The organism is Kitasatospora albolonga, from assembly GCA_002082585.1.
Lineage (GTDB): Bacteria > Actinomycetota > Actinomycetes > Streptomycetales > Streptomycetaceae > Streptomyces > Streptomyces stephensoniae.
The window spans coordinates 1202643-1220713 of record CP020563.1; the positions used below are offsets into that span (position 1 = coordinate 1202643).

Consider the following 18071-nt stretch of genomic DNA (forward strand, 5'->3'; position numbering starts at 1 on the left):
CTGCCACGTCAACCACCCGGGTGCTGTTGGATGAGACGCATGACGCCCTCTGACGAGATCCTGGACATCGTCGACGAGAACGACGAGGTCATCGGGCAGGCCCCGCGCGGTGAGGCGACGGCCCGGGGACTGCGCCACCGCTGTGTGTTCATCGAGGTACGGGACGCCGAGGGGCGCGTCTTCGTCCACCGCCGGACGGCCACCAAGCTGGTCTTCCCCTCGCACTACGACATGTTCGTCGGCGGGGTGGTGGGCGCGGGCGAGTCCTACGACGGGGCGGCGCTGCGCGAGGCGGAGGAGGAGCTCGGGGTCTCGGGGCTGCCGGAGCCCGAGCCGCTGTTCCGGTTCCTCTACACGAGCGCCGAGCACACCTGGTGGTCCGCCGTCTACCAGGTGCGGTGCGAGCTTCCGGTGGTGCCGCAGGCGGAGGAGGTCGCCTGGCACACCTTCCTGGACGACAGGGAGCTGGAGGCGCGGCTCGATGAGTGGCTGTGGGTGCCGGACGGGCTGGACGCCTACCGGCGGCTGAAGGAGTTCCGGGCGCTCTGACCTCGTAAGGTGCCCTGTGTGAACAAGATCGCGCAGAGCGTACGGCTGTGGTTCGCGCCGGAGCGGGTCCGGGACGAGGGGACCACCCCCGACTACCGGTTCTCCCTGGCCAACGAGCGTACGTTCCTCGCCTGGATCAGGACGGCGCTGGCCCTGATCGGCGGGGGCTTCGCCGTGGACCAGTTCCTGCCGGAGCTGGCCTGGGGCGTCCGGGCGGGGCTGGCGCTCGGGCTGCTCGCCACCGGGGTGCTGTGCGCGCTGCGGGCGGTCAACCACTGGGTGCGGTGCGAGCGGGCGATGCGGCGCGGGGAGGATCTGCCGGTCTCCCGGTTTCCGACGGTGCTGAGCCTCGTGGTCGCGGTCGTGGCCGTCGCGATGGTGGTGGTGGTCCTCTTCGGCTGGGAGGGCCGGTGACGGGCGGCGAGGGCGGGGAGCGGGACCCCGGGCTCCAGCCCGAGCGGACCCGGCTCGCCTGGCGGCGTACCACGTTGTCCGCCACGGTGGTGGCGCTGCTCGCCGGGCGGCAGGCGCTGCACAGCGGTGCCAGCCCGGCCGGGCTGGCCGCCCTGGCGCTGACCGCGGCGGCCTGGCTGGGGTTCCTGACGGCGGCCCACCTCAGGGTGGTGCGCCTGGGCGTGGCGCGACCGGAGCCGCTCGGTCCGCGCGGGGCGCTGACGGCGGCGCTGTGCACGGTGGCGTTCGCGGTGTTCGCGGCGGCGATGCTGTTCTGAGCGCGCCCCCGGGCTGTTCGGGCGTCGCTGTTCCGAGAGCTGCGGACCGTGTTCGCTCAGACGTCCCAGTCCACCGTGACCACGATCTTGCCCCGCGTGCGTCCCTCCTGGTTGAGCCGGTACGCCTCGGCCGCCCGCTCCAGCGGGAAGACCCGGTCCACATGGACGGTGACGATGCCCTGTTCGGCCAGTTCCGCGAGGTGGGCCAGGTCGGTGGCGTCGGGCCGGACGAAGGCGTAGCGACCGCCGTACGAGAACACCTCGCTGTCGGCGATCGAGGCGAGCCGGCCGCCCTCGGCGAGGGTGTCGGCCGAGACCCGCAGCGCCTCGCCGCCCACCGTGTCGAAGGCGGCGTCGAAGCCGTCGGGGGCCAGCTCCCGCAGCCGGTCGGCGAGGCCGTCCCCGTAGGCGACGGGCTCGCCGCCCAGACCGCGTACGTACGCGTGGTTGCGCTCGCTCGCGGTGCCGATGACCCGGCAGCCCTCGTGGCGGGCGATCTGCACGGCGATCGAGCCGACCCCGCCCGCCGCCGCGTGGACGAGGACGGTGTCGCCCTCGCGGATCTTGAGGGTGCGGTGCAGCACCTGGTACGCGGTGAGCCCGGCCAGCGGCAGGCCCGCGGCCTCCTCGAAGCTCAGCCTGAGCGGCTTGCGGGCGAGGGTGCGTACGGGGGCGGCGACGTACTCGGCGAACGTACCGCGCGAGAGGAAGTCCTCGCGCACATAGCCGATCACCTCGTCCCCGACCGCGAACTCGTCCACGGCGACGCCCGGTTGCACGACGACCCCGGAGACGTCCCAGCCGGGGATCACCGGGAAGACGGCTTCGAGGCCGCCTTGGAGGAACCCCTCGCGGGCCTTCCAGTCGACCGGGTTGACGGCGGCGGCCCGTACCTTCACGAGCACCGAGTCGGGGCCGACCCTCGGGTCGGGCCGCTCGCCGTACTCCAGGACATCGGCCGGGCCGTACGCGCTGTAGCTGATCGCCTTCATCCCTCGACCTTCGGCGCAGGTCAGGGCAGGCGCAACTCAGGACGTACGCGGCCGGGAGCCGGCGGGGGCGCCGGGGTCCGCGCGGTTGACCGCGGGAGTGCGCCGGACTGATCGCGGGAGTGCACTGGACGACATACCGACTGGTCGGCATGATGGTCGGCGACCGTGGTCCCGTTCGTCGCCCCATCGCCCCATCGCCCGGAGGTACGCCCCATGAGTCCCGTCCCCCCACCAGGTCTCGACCCCGAGCTGCTGCGCGGGCACCTCGACCGCGAGCGTCCCGGGCTGGTGCGCGGGCCGCTGGAGGCCCGGCTGATCGAGGGCGGCCGGTCGAACCTGACGTACACGGTCACCGACGGGACCGGCCGGTGGGTGGTGCGTCGGCCGCCGCTGGGCCATGTGCTGGCCACCGCGCACGACATGAAGCGCGAGCACCGGGTGATCAGCGCCCTGCACCCCACCGCCGTGCCGGTGCCTGAGCCGTTGCTGCTCTGCGAGGACGACGCGGTGCTCGGTGCGCCCTTCTACGTCATGGAGCACGTCGAGGGCGTCCCGTACCGCACCGCCGAACAGCTCGCCCCGCTGGGCCCCGAGCGCACCCGGGCCGCCGTCCTCGCCCTGGTGGACACCCTGGTCGACCTGCACGCGGTGGACCCGGAAGCGGTGGGGCTCGGGGACTTCGGGCGGCCCGACGGGTTCCTGGACCGGCAGCTGCGGCGCTGGGGCAAGCAGCTGGACGCCTCGCGCAACCGGGAACTGGCCGGCATCGACGAGCTGCACGCCTCCCTCGGCCGCGAGCTGCCCGTATCGCCCGCGCCCACCGTCGTCCACGGCGACTACCGCCTGGACAACGTGCTGCTCGGGCCGGACGAGAAGATCAACGCCGTGCTGGACTGGGAGATGTCCACGCTGGGCGATCCGCTGACCGATCTCGGGCTGCTCGTGATGTACAGCTCCGACCTCGATCTGCCGCGCTCCCCCGTCTCCACCACCAGCGGCGCCGCCGGGCACCCCTCCCCCGCCGAACTGATCGAGCGGTACGCCGCCGGATCGGGCCGGGACACCTCCGCCATCTCCTGGTACACGGCGTTCGCCTGGTTCAAGCTCGCCGTGATCCTGGAGGGCATCCACTACCGCTACACCCTCGGGCAGACCGTCGGCGCGGGCTTCGACCGGATCGGTGAACTGGTCCCGGTCTTCATCGAGCACGGCCTCACCACCCTCCAGGAAGGCTGACCACCCATGGACTTCGCATTCGACGCCCGAACCGAGGAGCTGCGCTCCCGGCTGCTCGCCTTCATGGACGAGCACGTGTATCCGGCCGAGCCGGTCGCGGAGGAGCAGCGGGCGCTGCTCGCCTCGCCGTGGGACACGCCCGCGGTCGTCGGGGAGCTGAAGGCCGAGGCGCGGCGGCAGGGGCTGTGGAACCTCTTCCTGCCGGACGCGGCGTACGGGGCCGGGCTGACGAACCTCCAGTACGCGCCGCTCGCGGAGATCACCGGCCGCTCCCCGCACCTCGCGCCGACCGCGACGAACTGCGCGGCGCCGGACACCGGGAACATGGAGGTGCTCTTCCAGTTCGGCACGGACGAGCAGAAGAAGCGGTGGCTGGAGCCGCTGCTCGCCGGGGAGATCCGCTCCGCCTTCGCGATGACGGAGCCGGAGGTGGCGTCCTCGGACGCGACGAACATCGAGACCCGGATGATCCGGGACGGCGATGACTACGTCATCAACGGGCGCAAGTGGTACATCTCCGGGGCGATGAACCCGGACTGCGCGGTCTTCATCGTGATGGGCAAGACCGACCCGGACGGCGACGATATCCGCCGACAGCAGTCGATGATCCTGGTCCCGCGCGACACCCCGGGCGTCGAGGTGCGGCGGGCGATGCGGGTGTACGGGTACGAGGACCACTCCCACGGGGGCCACGCGGAGGTGGTCTTCCACGACGTGCGGGTGCCGGTGGCCAACCTGGTCGGGGAGGAGGGCGGCGGGTTCGCCATCGCGCAGGCGCGGCTGGGGCCGGGGCGCATCCACCACTGCATGCGGCTGATCGGGATGGCGGAGCGGGCCATCGAGCTGATGTGCCGCCGGGCGGTGGACCGTACGGCGTTCGGCAAGCCGCTGGCCGCGCAGGGCGTCGTGCAGAACTGGATCGCGGACGCCCGGGTGACGGTGGAGCAGCTGCGGCTGCTGGTGCTGAAGACGGCCTGGCTGATGGACACCGTGGGCAACAAGGGGGCGCACACGGAGATCCAGGCCATCAAGATCGCCACCCCGCGCGCGGTGGTGGACATCCTGGACTCGGCGGTGCAGCTGCACGGGGCGGGCGGGGTGAGCCAGGACTTCCCGCTGGCGGAGCTGTGGGCCTCGGCGCGGACGCTGAGGCTGGCGGACGGGCCGGACGAGGTGCACCAGCGGTCGCTGGCCCGGCGGGAGATCAAGCGGTACGGGTGAGAACGGGGTGCGGCCCCCTCCGGCGGAGGGGGCCGCACCGGATCGTCCTGCGGTCAGAACGTGAGCTTCCAGCTGTCGATGTAGCCGGTGTCGGACCGGTAGACGTCCTGCACCCGGAGCCGCCAGACGCCGTTGGCCGCCTTGGTGGAGGCGTTGACGGTGTACGTCGTGATGACGTTGTCCGCCGAGTCGCCGCTGCTGGAGTTCTTCAGCCGGAAGGCGGCGCCGTCCGGGGCCAGCAGGTCGATCACCAGGTCGCCGCGGTAGGTGTGCTTGATGTCCACGCCGACCTGGAGTGCGGCGGGGGCGTTGCCGGTCCGTCCGGAGACGGTGATCGCGGAGGTGACGGCCGCACCGGCGTCCGGGATGGCGACGTCCGTGTCGTTGGTGAAGACGGTGCCCGTGGGCGGCTCGCCGCCGGAGCCCGCGGAGAGGGTCCAGATCGCGTGGGCGGCGGCATCGCTGTTGCGGTCCAGGGCGGTGTCGTTGATGTTCGCCGTGGTGTCGCAGGAGGTGTGGTAGCAGCGGTCGAACGCCTGGCCGGCCGTTCCGCCCCACTTCTGCGCCTGGGCCGCGGTCTTGGTGCGGCTGGCGCCGGTGAAGAGGCCGCCGACGGGGACGCCCGCCGCCTTGAACGGGGCGTGGTCGGAGCGGCCGTCGCCCTCGGTCTCGATCTCGGTGGGCACGTTGAGGCCCACGAAGTAGTCCTTGAAGGTCTTCTCGATGACCGGGTCGTCGTCGTAGACGAAGTAGCCGGCGTTCGGCGAGCCGATCATGTCGAAGTTGAGGTAGCCGGTGATCTTCGAACGCTCGGCGGCCGGGAGGTTGTTGACGTAGTACTTGGAGCCGATCAGGCCCAGCTCCTCCGCGCCCCACCAGGCGAACCGCAGGCGCTTGTCGGGCTGGTACCCGGCGCGGGAGACGGCGAGCGCGGTCTCCAGGACGGCGGCCGAGCCGGAGGCGTTGTCGTTGATCCCGGCGCCGGAGGAGACGGAGTCCAGGTGGGCCCCGGCGATCAGGACCTTGTTCGGGTCGCCGCCGGGCCATTCGGCTATGAGGTTGTAGCCGACGGCGCCGCTGGTGGTGAACTGCTGGAGGGACGTGGTGTATCCGGCGGCGTCCAGCTTGGCCCGTACGTAGTCGACGGACGCCTTGTAGCCGGGGCGGCCGTGGGCGCGGTTGCCGCCGTTGTTGGCGGCGATCGTCGAGAACTGGGTGAGGTGGGCCTTGACGTTGGCCAGCGGGATGTCGGGCGCCGCGACGGCGGCGGGGGCCGCGGTCGTCGGGGCCGCCTGCGCGGTGGGCGCGGCGGTCGCCAGGAGAGCCGCGAGGGCGACGGCGGCGACGGCCGCCGGGGATCTGCGCAGGGTGAGGCGGTTCGGTCTCATGGTGGGGCTCCGGATTCCGTTCGGGGACTGACGGAACGTGCGGGGGGTACCCGGCCGCGTCGCACGCGTGGAACGTACGGCCGGGTCCTGGAGCTGGTGAAGCGCACCGCACGACCGAGGAGGCTCGGTGCGATGCGTGACCGATGGTCAATGAGGTGACAGTGTTCCGTCAAGAGCGGAAAGCGGACATGTCAGTTCCATTAACGAACACATATCGGTGTTTGGACGGGTGCAACCGCCCCCGAACAGGGCGGTGTTACGTACTCCCCGGCACTCCCCGCGCCGGGCGCGCTACGGGCGCAGGGCCCGCAGCAGCAGGTCCGCGAGATGGGCGGCGACCTGCTCGGGGGTGAGCGGGCCGTCCGGGCGGTACCAGGTGGAGAGGTGGTGGACCGAGCCGAAGTGGTAGTCGACCACCAGGTCGGCGGGGGTGGCGGTGGAGAAGACCCCGCTGCGCTGCCCCTCCTCGACCAGCGCCCGGAACCGCTCGTGGTAGCGGCGGCGCTCCGCCCGTACCTGCTTGTTCTTCTCCGGGCTCAGGTGGTGCATGGAGCGGAAGAAGATCGCGGCGTCGTCCAGGTTGTCGATGGTCGTGACGACCACGTCCGCCGCCGCGTCGCGCAGCCGCTGCTCGACCGGCGCCTCGGCGTCCGCGACGGCGTCGAGCCGCTCCTGCTGGAGCCGCAGCACCCGGGCGTAGACCTCCTGGAGCAGGTCCTCCTTGGAGCCGAAGTAGTGGTAGAGCGCTCCCTTGGTGACGCCCGCCGCCTCGACGATCTCCTGGACCGAGGTGCGGTCGTACCCGTGCTCGGCGAAGAGCCGGGTGGCGGCGGCCAGCAGCCGTTGGGGGACGGGCGTGCCATTCTGCTCCGTCGCCTTGGCCATGAGCCGCCACCTGCCTTTCATACCGTGCGTTCGCCGTTTCGACGAGGTTCTGACGGGGGGAACGCGGTCCCGCCTGAGGATCTTCCCACTCGCCGCCTCCGGAGGCTCGGTCAGGACCTCACCGGGCGGTGAGCGGCCGCGCGCCGGGCCGCCCGGGGGCCGTCGCTCAGGGGCCGGTCGCCGCCCCCGGGGCCGCCGCTCCCGCTCCGGTGGTCTCCTCCCACTTCTGCTGGAGGCGGTTCATGCCGCCCAGCCAGCGGTCGGGGTCGGCGGCGCGGGCCTGGTGGTACCCGGCGACCTCGGGGTGCGGCAGGACCAGGAAACGGTCGGCCGCCATCGCGTCGAACAGCGCGTCGGCGACGGCATCCGGCTCGACGGCGCCGGGGGCGAGGACCAGTTCACCGGCCGAACCGGCGGCGGTGAGCATATCGGTGCGTACGCCCTGCGGGCAGATCGCGTGGACCTTGACGCCCCGGTGGCGGTAGGTGAGCGAGAGCCATTCGGCGAAGGCGACCGCCCCGTGCTTGGTCACGCTGTACGGGGCCGCGCCGATCATCGTCAGCAGTCCGGCGGCGGACGCGGTGGTGACGAAGCGCCCGCCGCCCCGCTCCAGCCACTGCGGCAGCAGGGCCCTGGCGGCACGGACATGGGCCATCACATTGACGTCCCAGGCGGCGGCCCAGACCTCCTCGTCGGCGAACGCGTCGCCGGGCGAGGCGAGTCCGGCGTTGGCGCAGTAGACGTCCACCGTGCCGCCCAGCGCGTCGCGAGCGGCCGCCACGACGCCCGAGGCGTCCCCGGCGACGGCGATCCCGCCGATCTCCCGCGCGAGCGGCTCGATGCGCGCGGGGTCCAGGTCGTTGACGACGACCCGCGCTCCCCCGGCGGCGAACCTGCGGGCCAGGGCGGCGCCGATACCGCCTCCGGCTCCCGTGACCACCACACCGGCGCCCCGCACCGTGTCCATCGCCGCCATCCCGTCCCTCCGCCTTCCGGTCCGTGCGTCCGTACATGCGTCCGCGCTTCCGTTCGCACCGGCAGACTAACCGGTCGGTATGTCGTCGCGGAAGGGCGGGCGCGGCGGTCGCGGGAGCCGGCGGAGGGCGGCGGTCCGGCGCGCGGACATCGGGGCGGCCCGGGTCGTTCCGTACGGCTCCCGGCCGCGCTAGCGTGCGTGGCCATGACAGTCGGCGCACGATCATGGAGGTAGCGGAATGAATCTGTCCCGACGTGGTGTGCTGGCCGCCGGAGGCGCCGTGGGGGCGCTCGCGGTGACAGCGGCGGGCAGCGCTCCCGCCGCCGCATCGGCCGCTTCCGTACGGGGCCGGGGCCGCCCCCGGGTCCGTACCGGCTTCGACCGGCTGGCCGCCGACGGCTACCGGCTGCTGCGGGGGCAGAAGGTCGGGGTCGTCACCAACCCGACCGGCGTGACCGCCGACGTACGGCACATCGTCGATGTGATGCACCCGGACGCCCGCGTGGACCTGACCGCCGTCTTCGGCCCCGAGCACGGCTTCCGGGGCACCGCGCAGGCGGGCGGTTCGGAGGGGCGGTACGACGACCCGGCGACCGGGCTGCCGGTCTACGACACGTACCTCAAGAGCGGGCAGGACCTCGCGGACATCTTCACCGCGTCGGGCGTGGACACGGTGCTGTTCGACATCCAGGACGCGGGTGCGCGCTTCTACACGTACATCTGGACGCTGTACGACTGCATGGAGGCGGCGGCGCTCGCGGGCAAGCGCCTGGTGGTGCTGGACCGGCCCAACCCGGTGACCGGGCGGGCGGCGCTGGGGCCGGTGCTGGACCCGGCGTTCGCCACGTTCGTGGGCCGCCGGGAGATCGCCCAGGCGCACGGGATGACGGTGGCGGAGCTGGCGCTCCTCTTCAACGCGGAGTTCCTGCGGGCCGATCCTGTGCGGCTGGAGGTGGTGACGATGTCGGGGTGGCGGCGCTCGGACTTCTTCGACGACACCGGGCTGCCCTGGGTGCCGCCGAGCCCGAACATGCCGACGCCGGAGACGGCCCTCGTCTACTCCGGCACCTGTCTCTTCGAGGGCACCAACCTCTCCGAGGGCCGGGGCACCACGCGCCCCTTCGAACTGCTCGGCGCGGAGGGCATCGACCGCCACTGGGCGGCGGCCGTGAACGCGCTGCGGCTGCCGGGGGTCGCCTTCCGGGAGGCGTACTTCGCGCCCACGTTCTCCAAGTTCCAGGGGAAGACGGTGGGCGGGGTGCAGGTGCACGTCCAGGACCGGGAGGTCTTCGACCCGGTCCGTACGGGGATCGCCCTGCTGGTGACGGCGAAGCAGACGTGGAGCGGCTTCGCCTGGCGCCCGGACCACTGGATCGACAAGCTCACCGGGAACACCCGGGTCCGCACCATGATCGACGCGGGGGCGGACACGGACGCGGTGGTGGCCGCGTGGCGGAGCGACCTGACAGCGTTCCGGGCGAAGCGGCGGAGGTATCTGCGGTACGAGGGGTAGCGCGGGCGAGGCCGGGACGGGGCGCGGCGTTCCTGCGGGAGGGCGGCCCGCACCCGCCGGTCCCAGGCCGTGAGGCCCCCGCCCGCAGGTCCCAGGCCATGAGAGCGCCGCCGCCTGCCGGTCTCAGCCCGTGAGGTCCAGATCGCCGAGGTACTCGCCGTCGCTCGTCAGGCCGCGCTTGCGGTAGCCGAGCCGGAGGTAGAACTCCTCCGGACCGCCCTCGCCGGGGTGCCAGGTCACGGTCGAGACCGTCCCGCCCCGGCGGCGGATCTCCTCGTTCACCGCGCCCACCGCGAAGCGCCCGTACCCCCGGCCCTGCTCACCGGCGGCTATGGCCAGCCGCCAGAGGCCGGAGCGGCGCGGGGCGTCCGGCACATCGGCGTCGTAGTCGAACCGGGCGTCGAAAAAGGCCATCACGAAGCCGACGATGCGGTCGCCGTCATGGATCAGCCGGGGCCAGGCGACACCGGGGTGCACATATGCCTCGGCCAACGACTGCGCGACCGGCGAGACGAACTTCCGCTGTTCGGGCGCGACTTCCAGCCGACAGGCGTCGAGCACCGTGTCGGGGGTGACCTCTTCGAGGCGGGGAGAAACTGCTGTCATGAGGGCAGCCAACCGCACCCGCCCGAGGCTCCGCCACTCTTTTCCCCTGGTCAGCGCGGCGGGAACGGACGGCACCCCGGTACGGGTGCCCCGAGGGCCCCGCACGGCCGCGCGCCCTCTCACCACCCATGCGCGCGCCGTTCCGCTTCAGCCCGTGTCGCCCTTCCCACATGGGGAGTCTCGGCCAATGGAAGGTTTCCATCTTTCGATGGAGCCGAAACGGGCAGGCGTACGTCCACTCCTTGACGCCGAAGGACGAACGACGGAGGTGGCAGACATGGCCGGTTTCCGGAGTCTTGCGAGACAGGTTCGCGATCCGCGGGGCGATCTGGCCCTGCGGCGGTACTCGCTGCGCAAGTGCCTGGAGAGATTCGCCCCCTACGGTCACCGGGCGACCTGGGACCATCTGTGCGCCCGGCACGGGATCGATCCCGAGGACCGGGCCCCCGATCCGGCGCGGCTGCTGAGCGCCCTGGAGGAGCTGGAGGAGGCGCGGGCCATCTGGCTCGCGTACGAGGCGGGGTTCGCCGAGCGGCGGCGGCGCGAGAAGCACGAGGGCCTGCGGCGGCCCGGCGCGTTCGACGACTGGCACCGCCGGACGTGGGGCGGCCACGGGGTGGCCCGCTGCGCGGACCCGGAGGTCCACCCCAGCGAACCGCTCGCCGAGGTGCTGCGGCGGCTGATCTCCGCGCTCGGCTCCGGCCCCGGCTCCGCCTGCCCGGTCTGCGCGGACACCGGGATCGAGTGGCGGCAGGAACGGGAGCGCGGGCACGAGGCGTGGTCGGGGCCGGTGTGCACGGGGTGCGGGATCGCGGTGCCGCAGCCGGTGCTGACGGACCGCACGCTGGCCCGGGCCCGGCTGGTACGGCACCGGAGGCTCGCGGCGGCGGCCGCGTAGGACGGGTCCCGGGATGCACCACCGGGGACCGCCGCGGTGGCCCCCCGGGCGTTCCCGGGCCCGTTGTCAGTGGCGGATGTCACCATCGGGGACATGATCCAGGTCTGCCTGAACGGCCGGCGCGGTGCGGACGCCTCGGCGGCCGTGCCCCTGTCCCCCGAAGCGCTGGCCCGGTCGGCGGCCGAGGCCGTCGCCGCCGGTGCCACGGACATCCATGTGCATCCGCGGACCCCCTGCGGGCAGGACACGCTCTCGCCCCGGGTGGTGGCCGCGACGCTGACGGCGATACGGGCGGCGGTGCGGGTCCCGGTCGGGGTGACGACGGGCGTCTGGGCTGAGCCCGATCCGGTGCGCCGGGTCGAGCGGGTGCGGGCGTGGACGGTGCTGCCCGACCACGCCTCGGTCGACTGGCACGAGCCGGGCGCCGAGGAGCTGGCCGCCGCGCTGCTGGAGCGGGGCGTGGGCGTGGAGGCCGTGCTCCGGTCGGGCACGGAGGGGCACCGCCTCTTCCGGCGCTCCCCCCGGGCGTCCGAGGTGGCACGGGTGCTGGCCGGGGTCACCGACACGGACCCGGCGACGGCGACCGGCTCCGCCCGGCTGCTCCTCGCCGAGATCGGCACCGCCCACGGCCGCCCGGTGCTGCTGCACGGGGAGGAGGGCGGGGCGTGGCCGGTGGCCGCCCTGGCCTTCCGGCTCGGCCTCGGTACGCGGATCGGCGCGGAGGACGTGACGGTGCTGCCGGACGGCCGCCCCGCCCGCTCGAACGCGGAACTGGTCGCGGCGGCGGTGCGGTTGCGGCAGGCGGCGGCGGCAGCCTAAGGAGTCTCCTCCGGGGCCGGGGCCGGGGCCGGGGCCGCGCCCGGGGCCGGGGCCTCCGCCGGGTTCTTCCTGCGCTCGGGCATCAGACGCGAACCGGTGATCCGTTCGCCGGAGATGTCGTCGGGGTTGGACAGCACGCAGGTCTCCAGCGACAGGCACCCGCAGCCGATGCAGTCGGTCAGATGGTCGCGCAGCCGGTGCAACTGCGTGATGCGCTCGTCCAGTTCCCGGCGCCATGCCTCGGAGAGACGGGCCCAGTCCTCCCGGTTCGGCGTGCGCTCCTCGGGCAGTTCGGCGAGTGCGTCCCGGATCGTGGCCAGCGGGATGCCGACGCGCTGGGCCGCCCGTACGAAGGCGACCCGGCGGAGTGTGTCGCGCGCGTAGCGGCGCTGGTTGCCGCTGGTGCGGCGGCTGCTGATCAGGCCCTTGGACTCGTAGAAGTGCAGGGCGGAGACGGCGGCGCCGCTGCGCGCCGAGAGCTGACCGACCGAGAGTTCGCAGAGTGTCTGTGGGATCTGGGGCACTCCTCAGATGCTACTGCTCCCCCGGCGGACCCCTCCCCAGCCGTTCTCCCGATCGCGTTCTTCCGGCCGCTCCCCCGGGCGCTCTCCCGCTCGTTGACAGGAAGCCACCGCGCAACGATGCTGAGCAAGCGCTTGGACATCGCGCCGGAAGGTGCGGAGAACCGGAAGGCAGGGACCGGGAACATGGCAGAGCCGAAGATCTTCACGTCCGCGCAGGAGCTGCGCGACGGCGTGGGCGAGCAGCTGGGGTACAGCGACTGGCTGGAGGTCGACCAGAAGCGGATCGACCTGTTCGCCGAGGCGACCGGCGACCACCAGTGGATTCATGTGGACCCGGAGCGCGCGGCGGCCGGACCGTTCGGCACGACCATCGCGCACGGCTATCTGACGCTCTCGCTGCTGCCCGCGCTGGTGCCGCAGGTGATGCGCGTCGAGGGCATGAAGATGGGCATCAACTACGGCACCAACAAGGTCCGTTTCCCCGCCACCGTTCCCGTCGGCTCCCGGCTGCGGGCCACCGCCGTACTGAGGAGCGTGGCGGAGGCCGGGGGCGGTGTGCAGGTCACGGCCGTCGTCACGGTCGAGCGCGAGGGCAGCGAGAAGCCGGCCTGCGTCGCCGAGTCGGTGTCGCGCTACTACTTCTGACCGCGCGCTTCCTGCCCGGACCGGGACGGTCCGGGAGGAGGGGCAGGAGGGGCAGGAGGGGCAGGTGGCGCTCACACGCTCAGCGCCTCCCGGACCGTCCGCTCCGCCCCCGTGCCGCCCTCGCCCGACAATGTGACCCGGCCCGCCTCCAGGACGTAGTAGCGCTCCGCCGCCCGCATGGCGAAGCCCACGTGCTGTTCGACAAGGAGGACACAGAGGCCGCCGCGCGCGGCCAGGGAGAGGATCGTCGTCTCGATCTCGGCGACGACGGAGGGCTGGATGCCCTCGGTCGGCTCGTCGAGGAGGAGGAGCCGGGGGCGGGTGACGAGGGCGCGGGCGATGGCGAGCTGCTGACGCTGGCCGCCGGAGAGGAGTCCGGCGCGGCGGTGGGAGAGTTCACGGAGTACGGGGAAGAGGTCGAGGGCCTCGGCCATGGCGTCCCGGCCGCCCCCGCGCGGGGAGCTGTCGGCGACGAGCCGGAGGTTCTCGGCGGTCGTCAGGTGGGGGAAGGACTGCTGGCCCTGGGGGACGTACGCCATGCCCCGGGCGACGCGCTGGTGCGGGGCCAGGCGGGTGATGTCCTCGCCGTCGAGGAGGACGGTCCCGTGCGACGGCCTGATGAGGCCCATGGCGGTGCGCAGGAGGGTGCTCTTTCCGGCCCCGTTGTGGCCGAGGACGGCGGCGACGCCGTCGTGCGGCACGGCCGCGGTCACACCGTGCAGGACGGTGGTGCGGTCGTAGCCCGCGCGGACGTCGTTGATCTCCAGCACGGCGGTCACACCTCTTCTCGGACGGCGGCGGGGGATGGGGCGGCAACGGGAGCGGCGGCCGGAGGATCGGATTCCGCGGCACGGCCGGACTCGGGTTCCGCGGCCCGGCCGAGGTAGACCTCCTGGACCTTGGCGTCGGCCCGGACCTGGGCGACCGTCCCCTCGCTGAGCACCTTGCCCGCGTGCAGGACGCTGACGCTGCGGGCGAAGGAGCGCATGAAGTCCATGTCGTGCTCGATGACGACGACGGTGCGGTCCTCGCTGATCCGCTGGAGCAAGGCGCCGGTGGACTCCCGCTCGTCGTGGCTCATCCCGGCGACGGGCTCGTCCAGCAGGAGCAGCTTCACGTCCTGGACGAGCAGCATGCCGATCTCCAGGCTCTGCTTCTGGCCATGGGCCAGCACCCCGGCCGGGCGGTGGCGGAGCGCGGTCAGGCCGGTGGTCTCCAGGGCCCTGCCCACCGCGTCGGGCAGGTGCTTGCGGCGCCGGAGCAGGTTCAGCGCGCCGCGTCCGGCCCCCGCCGCGATGTCGAGGTTCTGCTCGACGGTCAGCTGCTCGAAGACCGTCGCCGTCTGGAAGGTGCGGCCGATACCCCGGCGCGCGATGCGGTGCACGGGCTCGCCGATGATCTCCGCGCCGCCGAACCGGATCGATCCGCTCGCCCGCACCAGGCCGGTGACGGCGTCCACCAGGGTGGTCTTGCCCGCGCCGTTCGGCCCGATCAGGAAGCGCAGGTCACCCGGGGGAATGTCCAGATCGACGCCGTCGACGGCGCTGACACCCCCGTCGAACGTCACCCGCAGATCGCGGACGGTCAGTCCCTCGCCGCTCATGCGGCCGCTCCCTTCGTCGTCGTACCGGCCCCGGGGTCCGGGGTCCGCCGCCCGCGCAGCACCGTCCGCAGCGAGGCGAGCCCGCCGGGCAGGAAGCCGACCGCGACGACGAACAGCAAGCCCTGGAGGTACGTCCACCCGGCGGGCCAGGCGTCCGAGAGCGTGCTCTGCGCCCAGGCCACCGCGATCGCCCCGAGCACCGCGCCCACCAGTGAGGCCCGCCCGCCGACGGCCGCGCCGATGACGAAGCCGATGGACGGCACGACCCCGATGAGCGCCGGGGAGATGATCCCCACCGCGGGGACGAACAGCGCTCCGGCCAGCCCCGCCATACCGGCCGCGGCCACGTACGCCACCAGCTTGACGTTGGCCGGGTTGTAGCCGAGGAAGCGCACCCGCTCCTCGGAGTCCCGTACCGCGACGAGGAGTTCGCCGTACCGGCTGACGAACAGCTGCCGGGCGAGGGCCATCAGGAGCAGCAGGGCGATCGCGATGACGATGTACACCATCCGCTGGTTGACCGGGTCGTTCAGGTCGTAGCCGAAGAAGCCCTGGAAGTCGGTCAGGCCGTTGGTGCCGCCCGTGGTGGCCTGCTGGCCTACCAGCCAGATCGCCAGCGCCGCCGCCAGCGCCTGGCTGAGGATCGCGAAGTACGCGCCTTTCACCCGGCGGCGGAAGACCAGCACGCCGAGCAGCGCGGCGACGGCCATCGGCAGCAGTACGGTCATGGCCAGGGCGAAGACCGGGTTCGCGAACGGCTGCCACCACCAGGGCAGTCCGCCCTCGGTGCCGTACAGCTGCATGAAGTCCGGCAGCGGCTGTCCGGTCGCCGCCGCGTCGGCCAGCTTGAGGTGCATGGCCATGGCGTAGCCGCCGAGGCCGAAGAAGACGCCCTGCCCGAGCACCAGCAGCCCGCCCCGGCCCCAGGCGAGGCTGACGCCGACGGCGACGATCCCGTAGCAGAGGTATTTGGCGAGCAGCCCGAGCCGGAAGTCGGACAGGAGCAGCGGGGCGACGCCCACCAGCAGCACCGCGCCGAGCAGGAACGCGGCGGGGACACGGAAGCGGGTCGGCAGCCGGGGCAGGAAGCGGATCGGGAAGGGTGCGTCCGGCGGTCCGGCCGGGGGTTCGGCGGCCGGGCCGGTTGTTGCCGTGGCTGTCGGAGGTGTGCTCGTCGTCGTCATACCAGGCTCCTGGTGCGTACGGTGTACAGGCCCTGCGGCCGCCACTGGAGGAAGGCGACGATCCCCACGAGGACCACGACCTTCGCCACGCTCACGGTCGTCGAGTACTCCAGGACCGACTGGAGCAGGCCGAGCACGAACGCGGTGATGACCGCCCCCCTGAGCCGTCCGATGCCGCCGACGACCACGACCAGGAAGGCGTCCACGATGTAGTTGGTCCCGGTCGTCGGACCGATCGGGCCGATCAGCGTCAGCGCGACCCCCGCCATGCCCGCCAGCCCCGAGCCGATGAAGAACGTGGTCCGGTCCACCCGCCCCGTCGCGATCCCGGACACCTCCGCGAGGTCCCGGTTCTGCACGACCGCCCTGATGCGGCGGCCCAGCGGGGTGGCCCGCAGGACCATCGCCAGGCCGCACACGCACAGCAGCGCGAACCCGAGGATGAACAGCCTGCTGTTCGCCAGGTTCACCCCCGCGACCGTGACACTTCCCGTGAGCAGGTCCGGCGCGGTCGTCTGGACGTTCGGTGCGCCGAAGACGTCCCGCGCCAGCTGCTGGAGCATGAGCGAGACGCCCCAGGTGACCAGGAGCGTGTCCAGCGGACGGGTGTACAGCCGCCGGATCAGCAGCCATTCCAGGAGGGCGCCCATCGCCCCGGCCACGAGGAACGCGGTGGGCAGGGCGACGAGGAGCGAGAGGCCGGCGTCACCGATCGGCTTCTGGAGTACGTACGTGGTGTAGGCACCGGCCATGATGAACTCGCCGTGCGCCATGTTGATGACGCCCATCTGACCGAAGGTGAGGGTCAGGCCGAGGGCGATGAGGAGGAGGACGGCGCCGATGCTGACGCCGGTGAAGGACTGGTTGAGGATGACCGTCACAGGTCCGCCGCCCAGTCGTAGCCCTTCAGGTACGGGTCGGGCTTGATGGGCCCGCCCGAGTTCCAGACCTCCTCGATGAGACCGCTCGCGGTGATCCTGCCGATGCGGGCGGTCTTGTGGACGTGCTGTGTCGCGCCGTCGACCGTGACCTTCCCCTCCGGCGCGTCGAACTCGATCCCGTCCGAGGCCGCCTTCACCTTCTCGACGTCGAACGACCCCGCCTTCTCGACCATCGCCTTCCAGAGGTGGACGGAGATGTACGCCGCCTCCATCGGGTCGCTGGTGGGCTTGTCCTTGCCGTACGCCGCCCGGTACGCGGCGACGAACTTCTCGTTCGCCGCGCCGGGAGTGGTCTGGTAGTAGTTCCAGGCCGTCAACTGCCCTTCCAGGTACTGCGTTCCGATGCTCTTGACCTCCTCCTCTGCGATGGAGACGGAGAGCACCGGCAGCTTCTTCGCGGTCAGTCCCGCGGACTTGTACTCCTTGAAGAAGGCCACGTTGCTGTCGCCGTTCAGGGTGTTGAAGACCGCGTCGGCCCCCGCGCCCTTGACCTTGTTGACGATGGTCGCGAACTCCGTGGAGCCCAGGGGGGCGTAGTCCTCGCCGAGCACCTCCATGCCGTTCGCCTTCGCGTACGTCTTGATGATCCTGTTGGCGGTGCGCGGGAAGACATAGTCGCTGCCGACCAGGTAGAGCCGGGTGAGGCCCTGTTTCTTGAGGTAGTCGAGCGCGGGCACGATCTGCTGGTTGGTGGTGGCGCCCGAGTAGAAGATGTACGGGGACTGCTCCAGGCCCTCGTACTGCACGGGGTAGAAAAGCAGCGACTTGTTCCGCTCGAAGACCGGCTTCACCGCCTTGCGGCTGGCCGAGGTCCAGCAGCCGAAGGTCGCGACGACCTTGGAGTCCGTGATGAGCGCCTGCGCCTTCTCGGCGAAGGTGGGCCAGTCGGAGGCTCCGTCCTGGCTGACCGGACGGAGCTTCTTGCCGAGGACGCCGCCGGCCGCGTTGATCTCCTTGACCGCGAGCAGCAGCGCGTTGTGGACGGTGACCTCGCTGATCGCCATCGTGCCGGAGAGCGAGTTCAGCAGGCCGACCTTGACGGTGTCGCCGGAGGTGTCGGCCTGGGCACCGGCGGCCTTCGAGGTGTCGCCGCCGGTCTTCGCGCCGCAGGCGGTGAGCGCGGCGCCGACGCCGAGAGCGGAGATGCCGGTCAGGAGACCGCGCCTGGTGATGAGCCCGGACATGTCACATACCTCCGAGAGAGGAAGGGAGAGGGAGAGGCGGTGCGGCCTTTTCGACCGCACGGGTCCCAGCCGTTCCGGGGTGGCCTCCGGGCTGGTCGCTGAAGTGGTCCACAGCCTGGGGCGGAACTGTTTCCGGGGCATTGCGGCGCAGTTGAAGAACAGTTTCCGGCGGAAGC

General features: G+C 72.3%; 20 protein-coding genes. 9 read left to right on the top strand and 11 right to left on the bottom strand.

From position 1 onward, the window contains the following. The first annotated feature begins 39 nt into the window (after positions 1-39). Genes B7C62_05105 through B7C62_05115 form a run of 3 tightly spaced genes read left to right on the top strand, consistent with a single transcriptional unit; the run spans position 40 to position 1280 of the window. Complete coding sequence (locus B7C62_05105; GenBank protein ARF71703.1) at positions 40-549, top strand: NUDIX hydrolase; 510 nt, start codon at positions 40-42, stop codon at positions 547-549. A gap of 18 nt (positions 550-567) precedes the next feature. After that, positions 568-963 carry a hypothetical protein gene (locus tag B7C62_05110; protein ARF71704.1) on the top strand — a complete coding sequence of 132 codons (396 nt, stop codon included), beginning with the start codon at positions 568-570 and terminating at the stop codon, positions 961-963. Next, positions 960-1280: a hypothetical protein gene (locus B7C62_05115; GenBank protein ID ARF71705.1), complete on the top strand. Its 321-nt coding sequence runs from the start codon at positions 960-962 to the stop codon at positions 1278-1280. The genes B7C62_05110 and B7C62_05115 overlap by 4 nt, the downstream gene beginning before the upstream one ends. A gap of 56 nt (positions 1281-1336) precedes the next feature. Here the strand turns inward: B7C62_05115 and B7C62_05120 are convergent, their stop codons facing one another. Further along, positions 1337-2272 (bottom strand): alcohol dehydrogenase, encoded by a 936-nt coding sequence (locus B7C62_05120; protein ARF71706.1) that lies wholly within the window; start codon positions 2270-2272, stop codon positions 1337-1339. A 213-nt stretch (positions 2273-2485) separates the two neighbouring features. Here B7C62_05120 and B7C62_05125 point away from each other — a divergent pair, with 213 nt between their 5' ends. Next, a complete protein-coding gene (locus tag B7C62_05125) occupies positions 2486-3508 on the top strand; it encodes an acyl-CoA dehydrogenase (GenBank protein ARF71707.1) in 1023 nt (340 codons plus the stop codon). A 6-nt stretch (positions 3509-3514) separates the two neighbouring features. Next, positions 3515-4729 carry an acyl-CoA dehydrogenase gene (locus tag B7C62_05130; GenBank protein ARF71708.1) on the top strand — a complete coding sequence of 405 codons (1215 nt, stop codon included), beginning with the start codon at positions 3515-3517 and terminating at the stop codon, positions 4727-4729. Positions 4730-4782: 53 nt separating this feature from the next. Here B7C62_05130 and B7C62_05135 read toward each other — a convergent pair whose 3' ends face one another. The 3 genes from B7C62_05135 to B7C62_05145 form a co-directional block, all read right to left on the bottom strand. Beyond that, complete coding sequence (locus B7C62_05135; GenBank protein ID ARF71709.1) at positions 4783-6117, bottom strand: Leupeptin-inactivating enzyme 1; 1335 nt, start codon at positions 6115-6117, stop codon at positions 4783-4785. 291 nt (positions 6118-6408) lie between these two features. Beyond that, positions 6409-7002, bottom strand: coding sequence for a TetR family transcriptional regulator (locus B7C62_05140; protein ARF71710.1), 594 nt, complete (start codon positions 7000-7002; stop codon positions 6409-6411). 166 nt (positions 7003-7168) lie between these two features. Continuing rightward, positions 7169-7969, bottom strand: coding sequence for a dehydrogenase (locus tag B7C62_05145; protein ID ARF76994.1), 801 nt, complete (start codon positions 7967-7969; stop codon positions 7169-7171). Positions 7970-8216: 247 nt separating this feature from the next. On the opposite strand from B7C62_05145, the gene B7C62_05150 reads away from it, so the two are divergent. Beyond that, complete coding sequence (locus B7C62_05150; GenBank protein ID ARF71711.1) at positions 8217-9491, top strand: hypothetical protein; 1275 nt, start codon at positions 8217-8219, stop codon at positions 9489-9491. A 123-nt stretch (positions 9492-9614) separates the two neighbouring features. Here the strand turns inward: B7C62_05150 and B7C62_05155 are convergent, their stop codons facing one another. Further along, complete coding sequence (locus B7C62_05155; GenBank protein ARF71712.1) at positions 9615-10097, bottom strand: GNAT family N-acetyltransferase; 483 nt, start codon at positions 10095-10097, stop codon at positions 9615-9617. A 277-nt stretch (positions 10098-10374) separates the two neighbouring features. Here B7C62_05155 and B7C62_05160 point away from each other — a divergent pair, with 277 nt between their 5' ends. Then, positions 10375-10995 carry a hypothetical protein gene (locus B7C62_05160; protein ARF71713.1) on the top strand — a complete coding sequence of 207 codons (621 nt, stop codon included), beginning with the start codon at positions 10375-10377 and terminating at the stop codon, positions 10993-10995. Between the two features lie 93 nt (positions 10996-11088). After that, complete coding sequence (locus B7C62_05165; GenBank protein ID ARF76995.1) at positions 11089-11814, top strand: hypothetical protein; 726 nt, start codon at positions 11089-11091, stop codon at positions 11812-11814. Here the strand turns inward: B7C62_05165 and B7C62_05170 are convergent. After that, entirely contained in the window at positions 11811-12338 is a 528-nt protein-coding gene (locus B7C62_05170) for a redox-sensitive transcriptional activator SoxR (GenBank protein ID ARF71714.1), read from the bottom strand. The genes B7C62_05165 and B7C62_05170 overlap by 4 nt on opposite strands. 183 nt (positions 12339-12521) lie before the next feature. Here B7C62_05170 and B7C62_05175 point away from each other — a divergent pair, with 183 nt between their 5' ends. Then, complete coding sequence (locus tag B7C62_05175; GenBank protein ARF76996.1) at positions 12522-12983, top strand: dehydratase; 462 nt, start codon at positions 12522-12524, stop codon at positions 12981-12983. Between the two features lie 71 nt (positions 12984-13054). Here B7C62_05175 and B7C62_05180 read toward each other — a convergent pair whose 3' ends face one another. From B7C62_05180 to B7C62_05200, 5 genes are read right to left on the bottom strand one after another with little or no spacing between them, the layout of a single operon-like run. Beyond that, on the bottom strand, positions 13055-13753 hold the full coding sequence (locus B7C62_05180) for an urea ABC transporter ATP-binding subunit UrtE (protein ID ARF76997.1): 699 nt from the start codon (positions 13751-13753) through the stop codon (positions 13055-13057). Positions 13754-13758: 5 nt separating this feature from the next. After that, complete coding sequence (locus B7C62_05185; protein ARF71715.1) at positions 13759-14586, bottom strand: urea ABC transporter ATP-binding protein UrtD; 828 nt, start codon at positions 14584-14586, stop codon at positions 13759-13761. Further along, entirely contained in the window at positions 14583-15770 is a 1188-nt protein-coding gene (locus tag B7C62_05190; GenBank protein ARF71716.1) for an urea ABC transporter permease subunit UrtC, read from the bottom strand. The genes B7C62_05185 and B7C62_05190 overlap by 4 nt, the downstream gene beginning before the upstream one ends. After that, positions 15767-16651: an urea ABC transporter permease subunit UrtB gene (locus B7C62_05195; protein ID ARF71717.1), complete on the bottom strand. Its 885-nt coding sequence runs from the start codon at positions 16649-16651 to the stop codon at positions 15767-15769. The genes B7C62_05190 and B7C62_05195 overlap by 4 nt, the downstream gene beginning before the upstream one ends. Continuing rightward, entirely contained in the window at positions 16648-17895 is a 1248-nt protein-coding gene (locus B7C62_05200) for an urea ABC transporter substrate-binding protein (protein ID ARF71718.1), read from the bottom strand. Before B7C62_05200 ends, B7C62_05195 begins: the two co-directional genes overlap by 4 nt. Positions 17896-18071 lie beyond the last annotated feature (176 nt).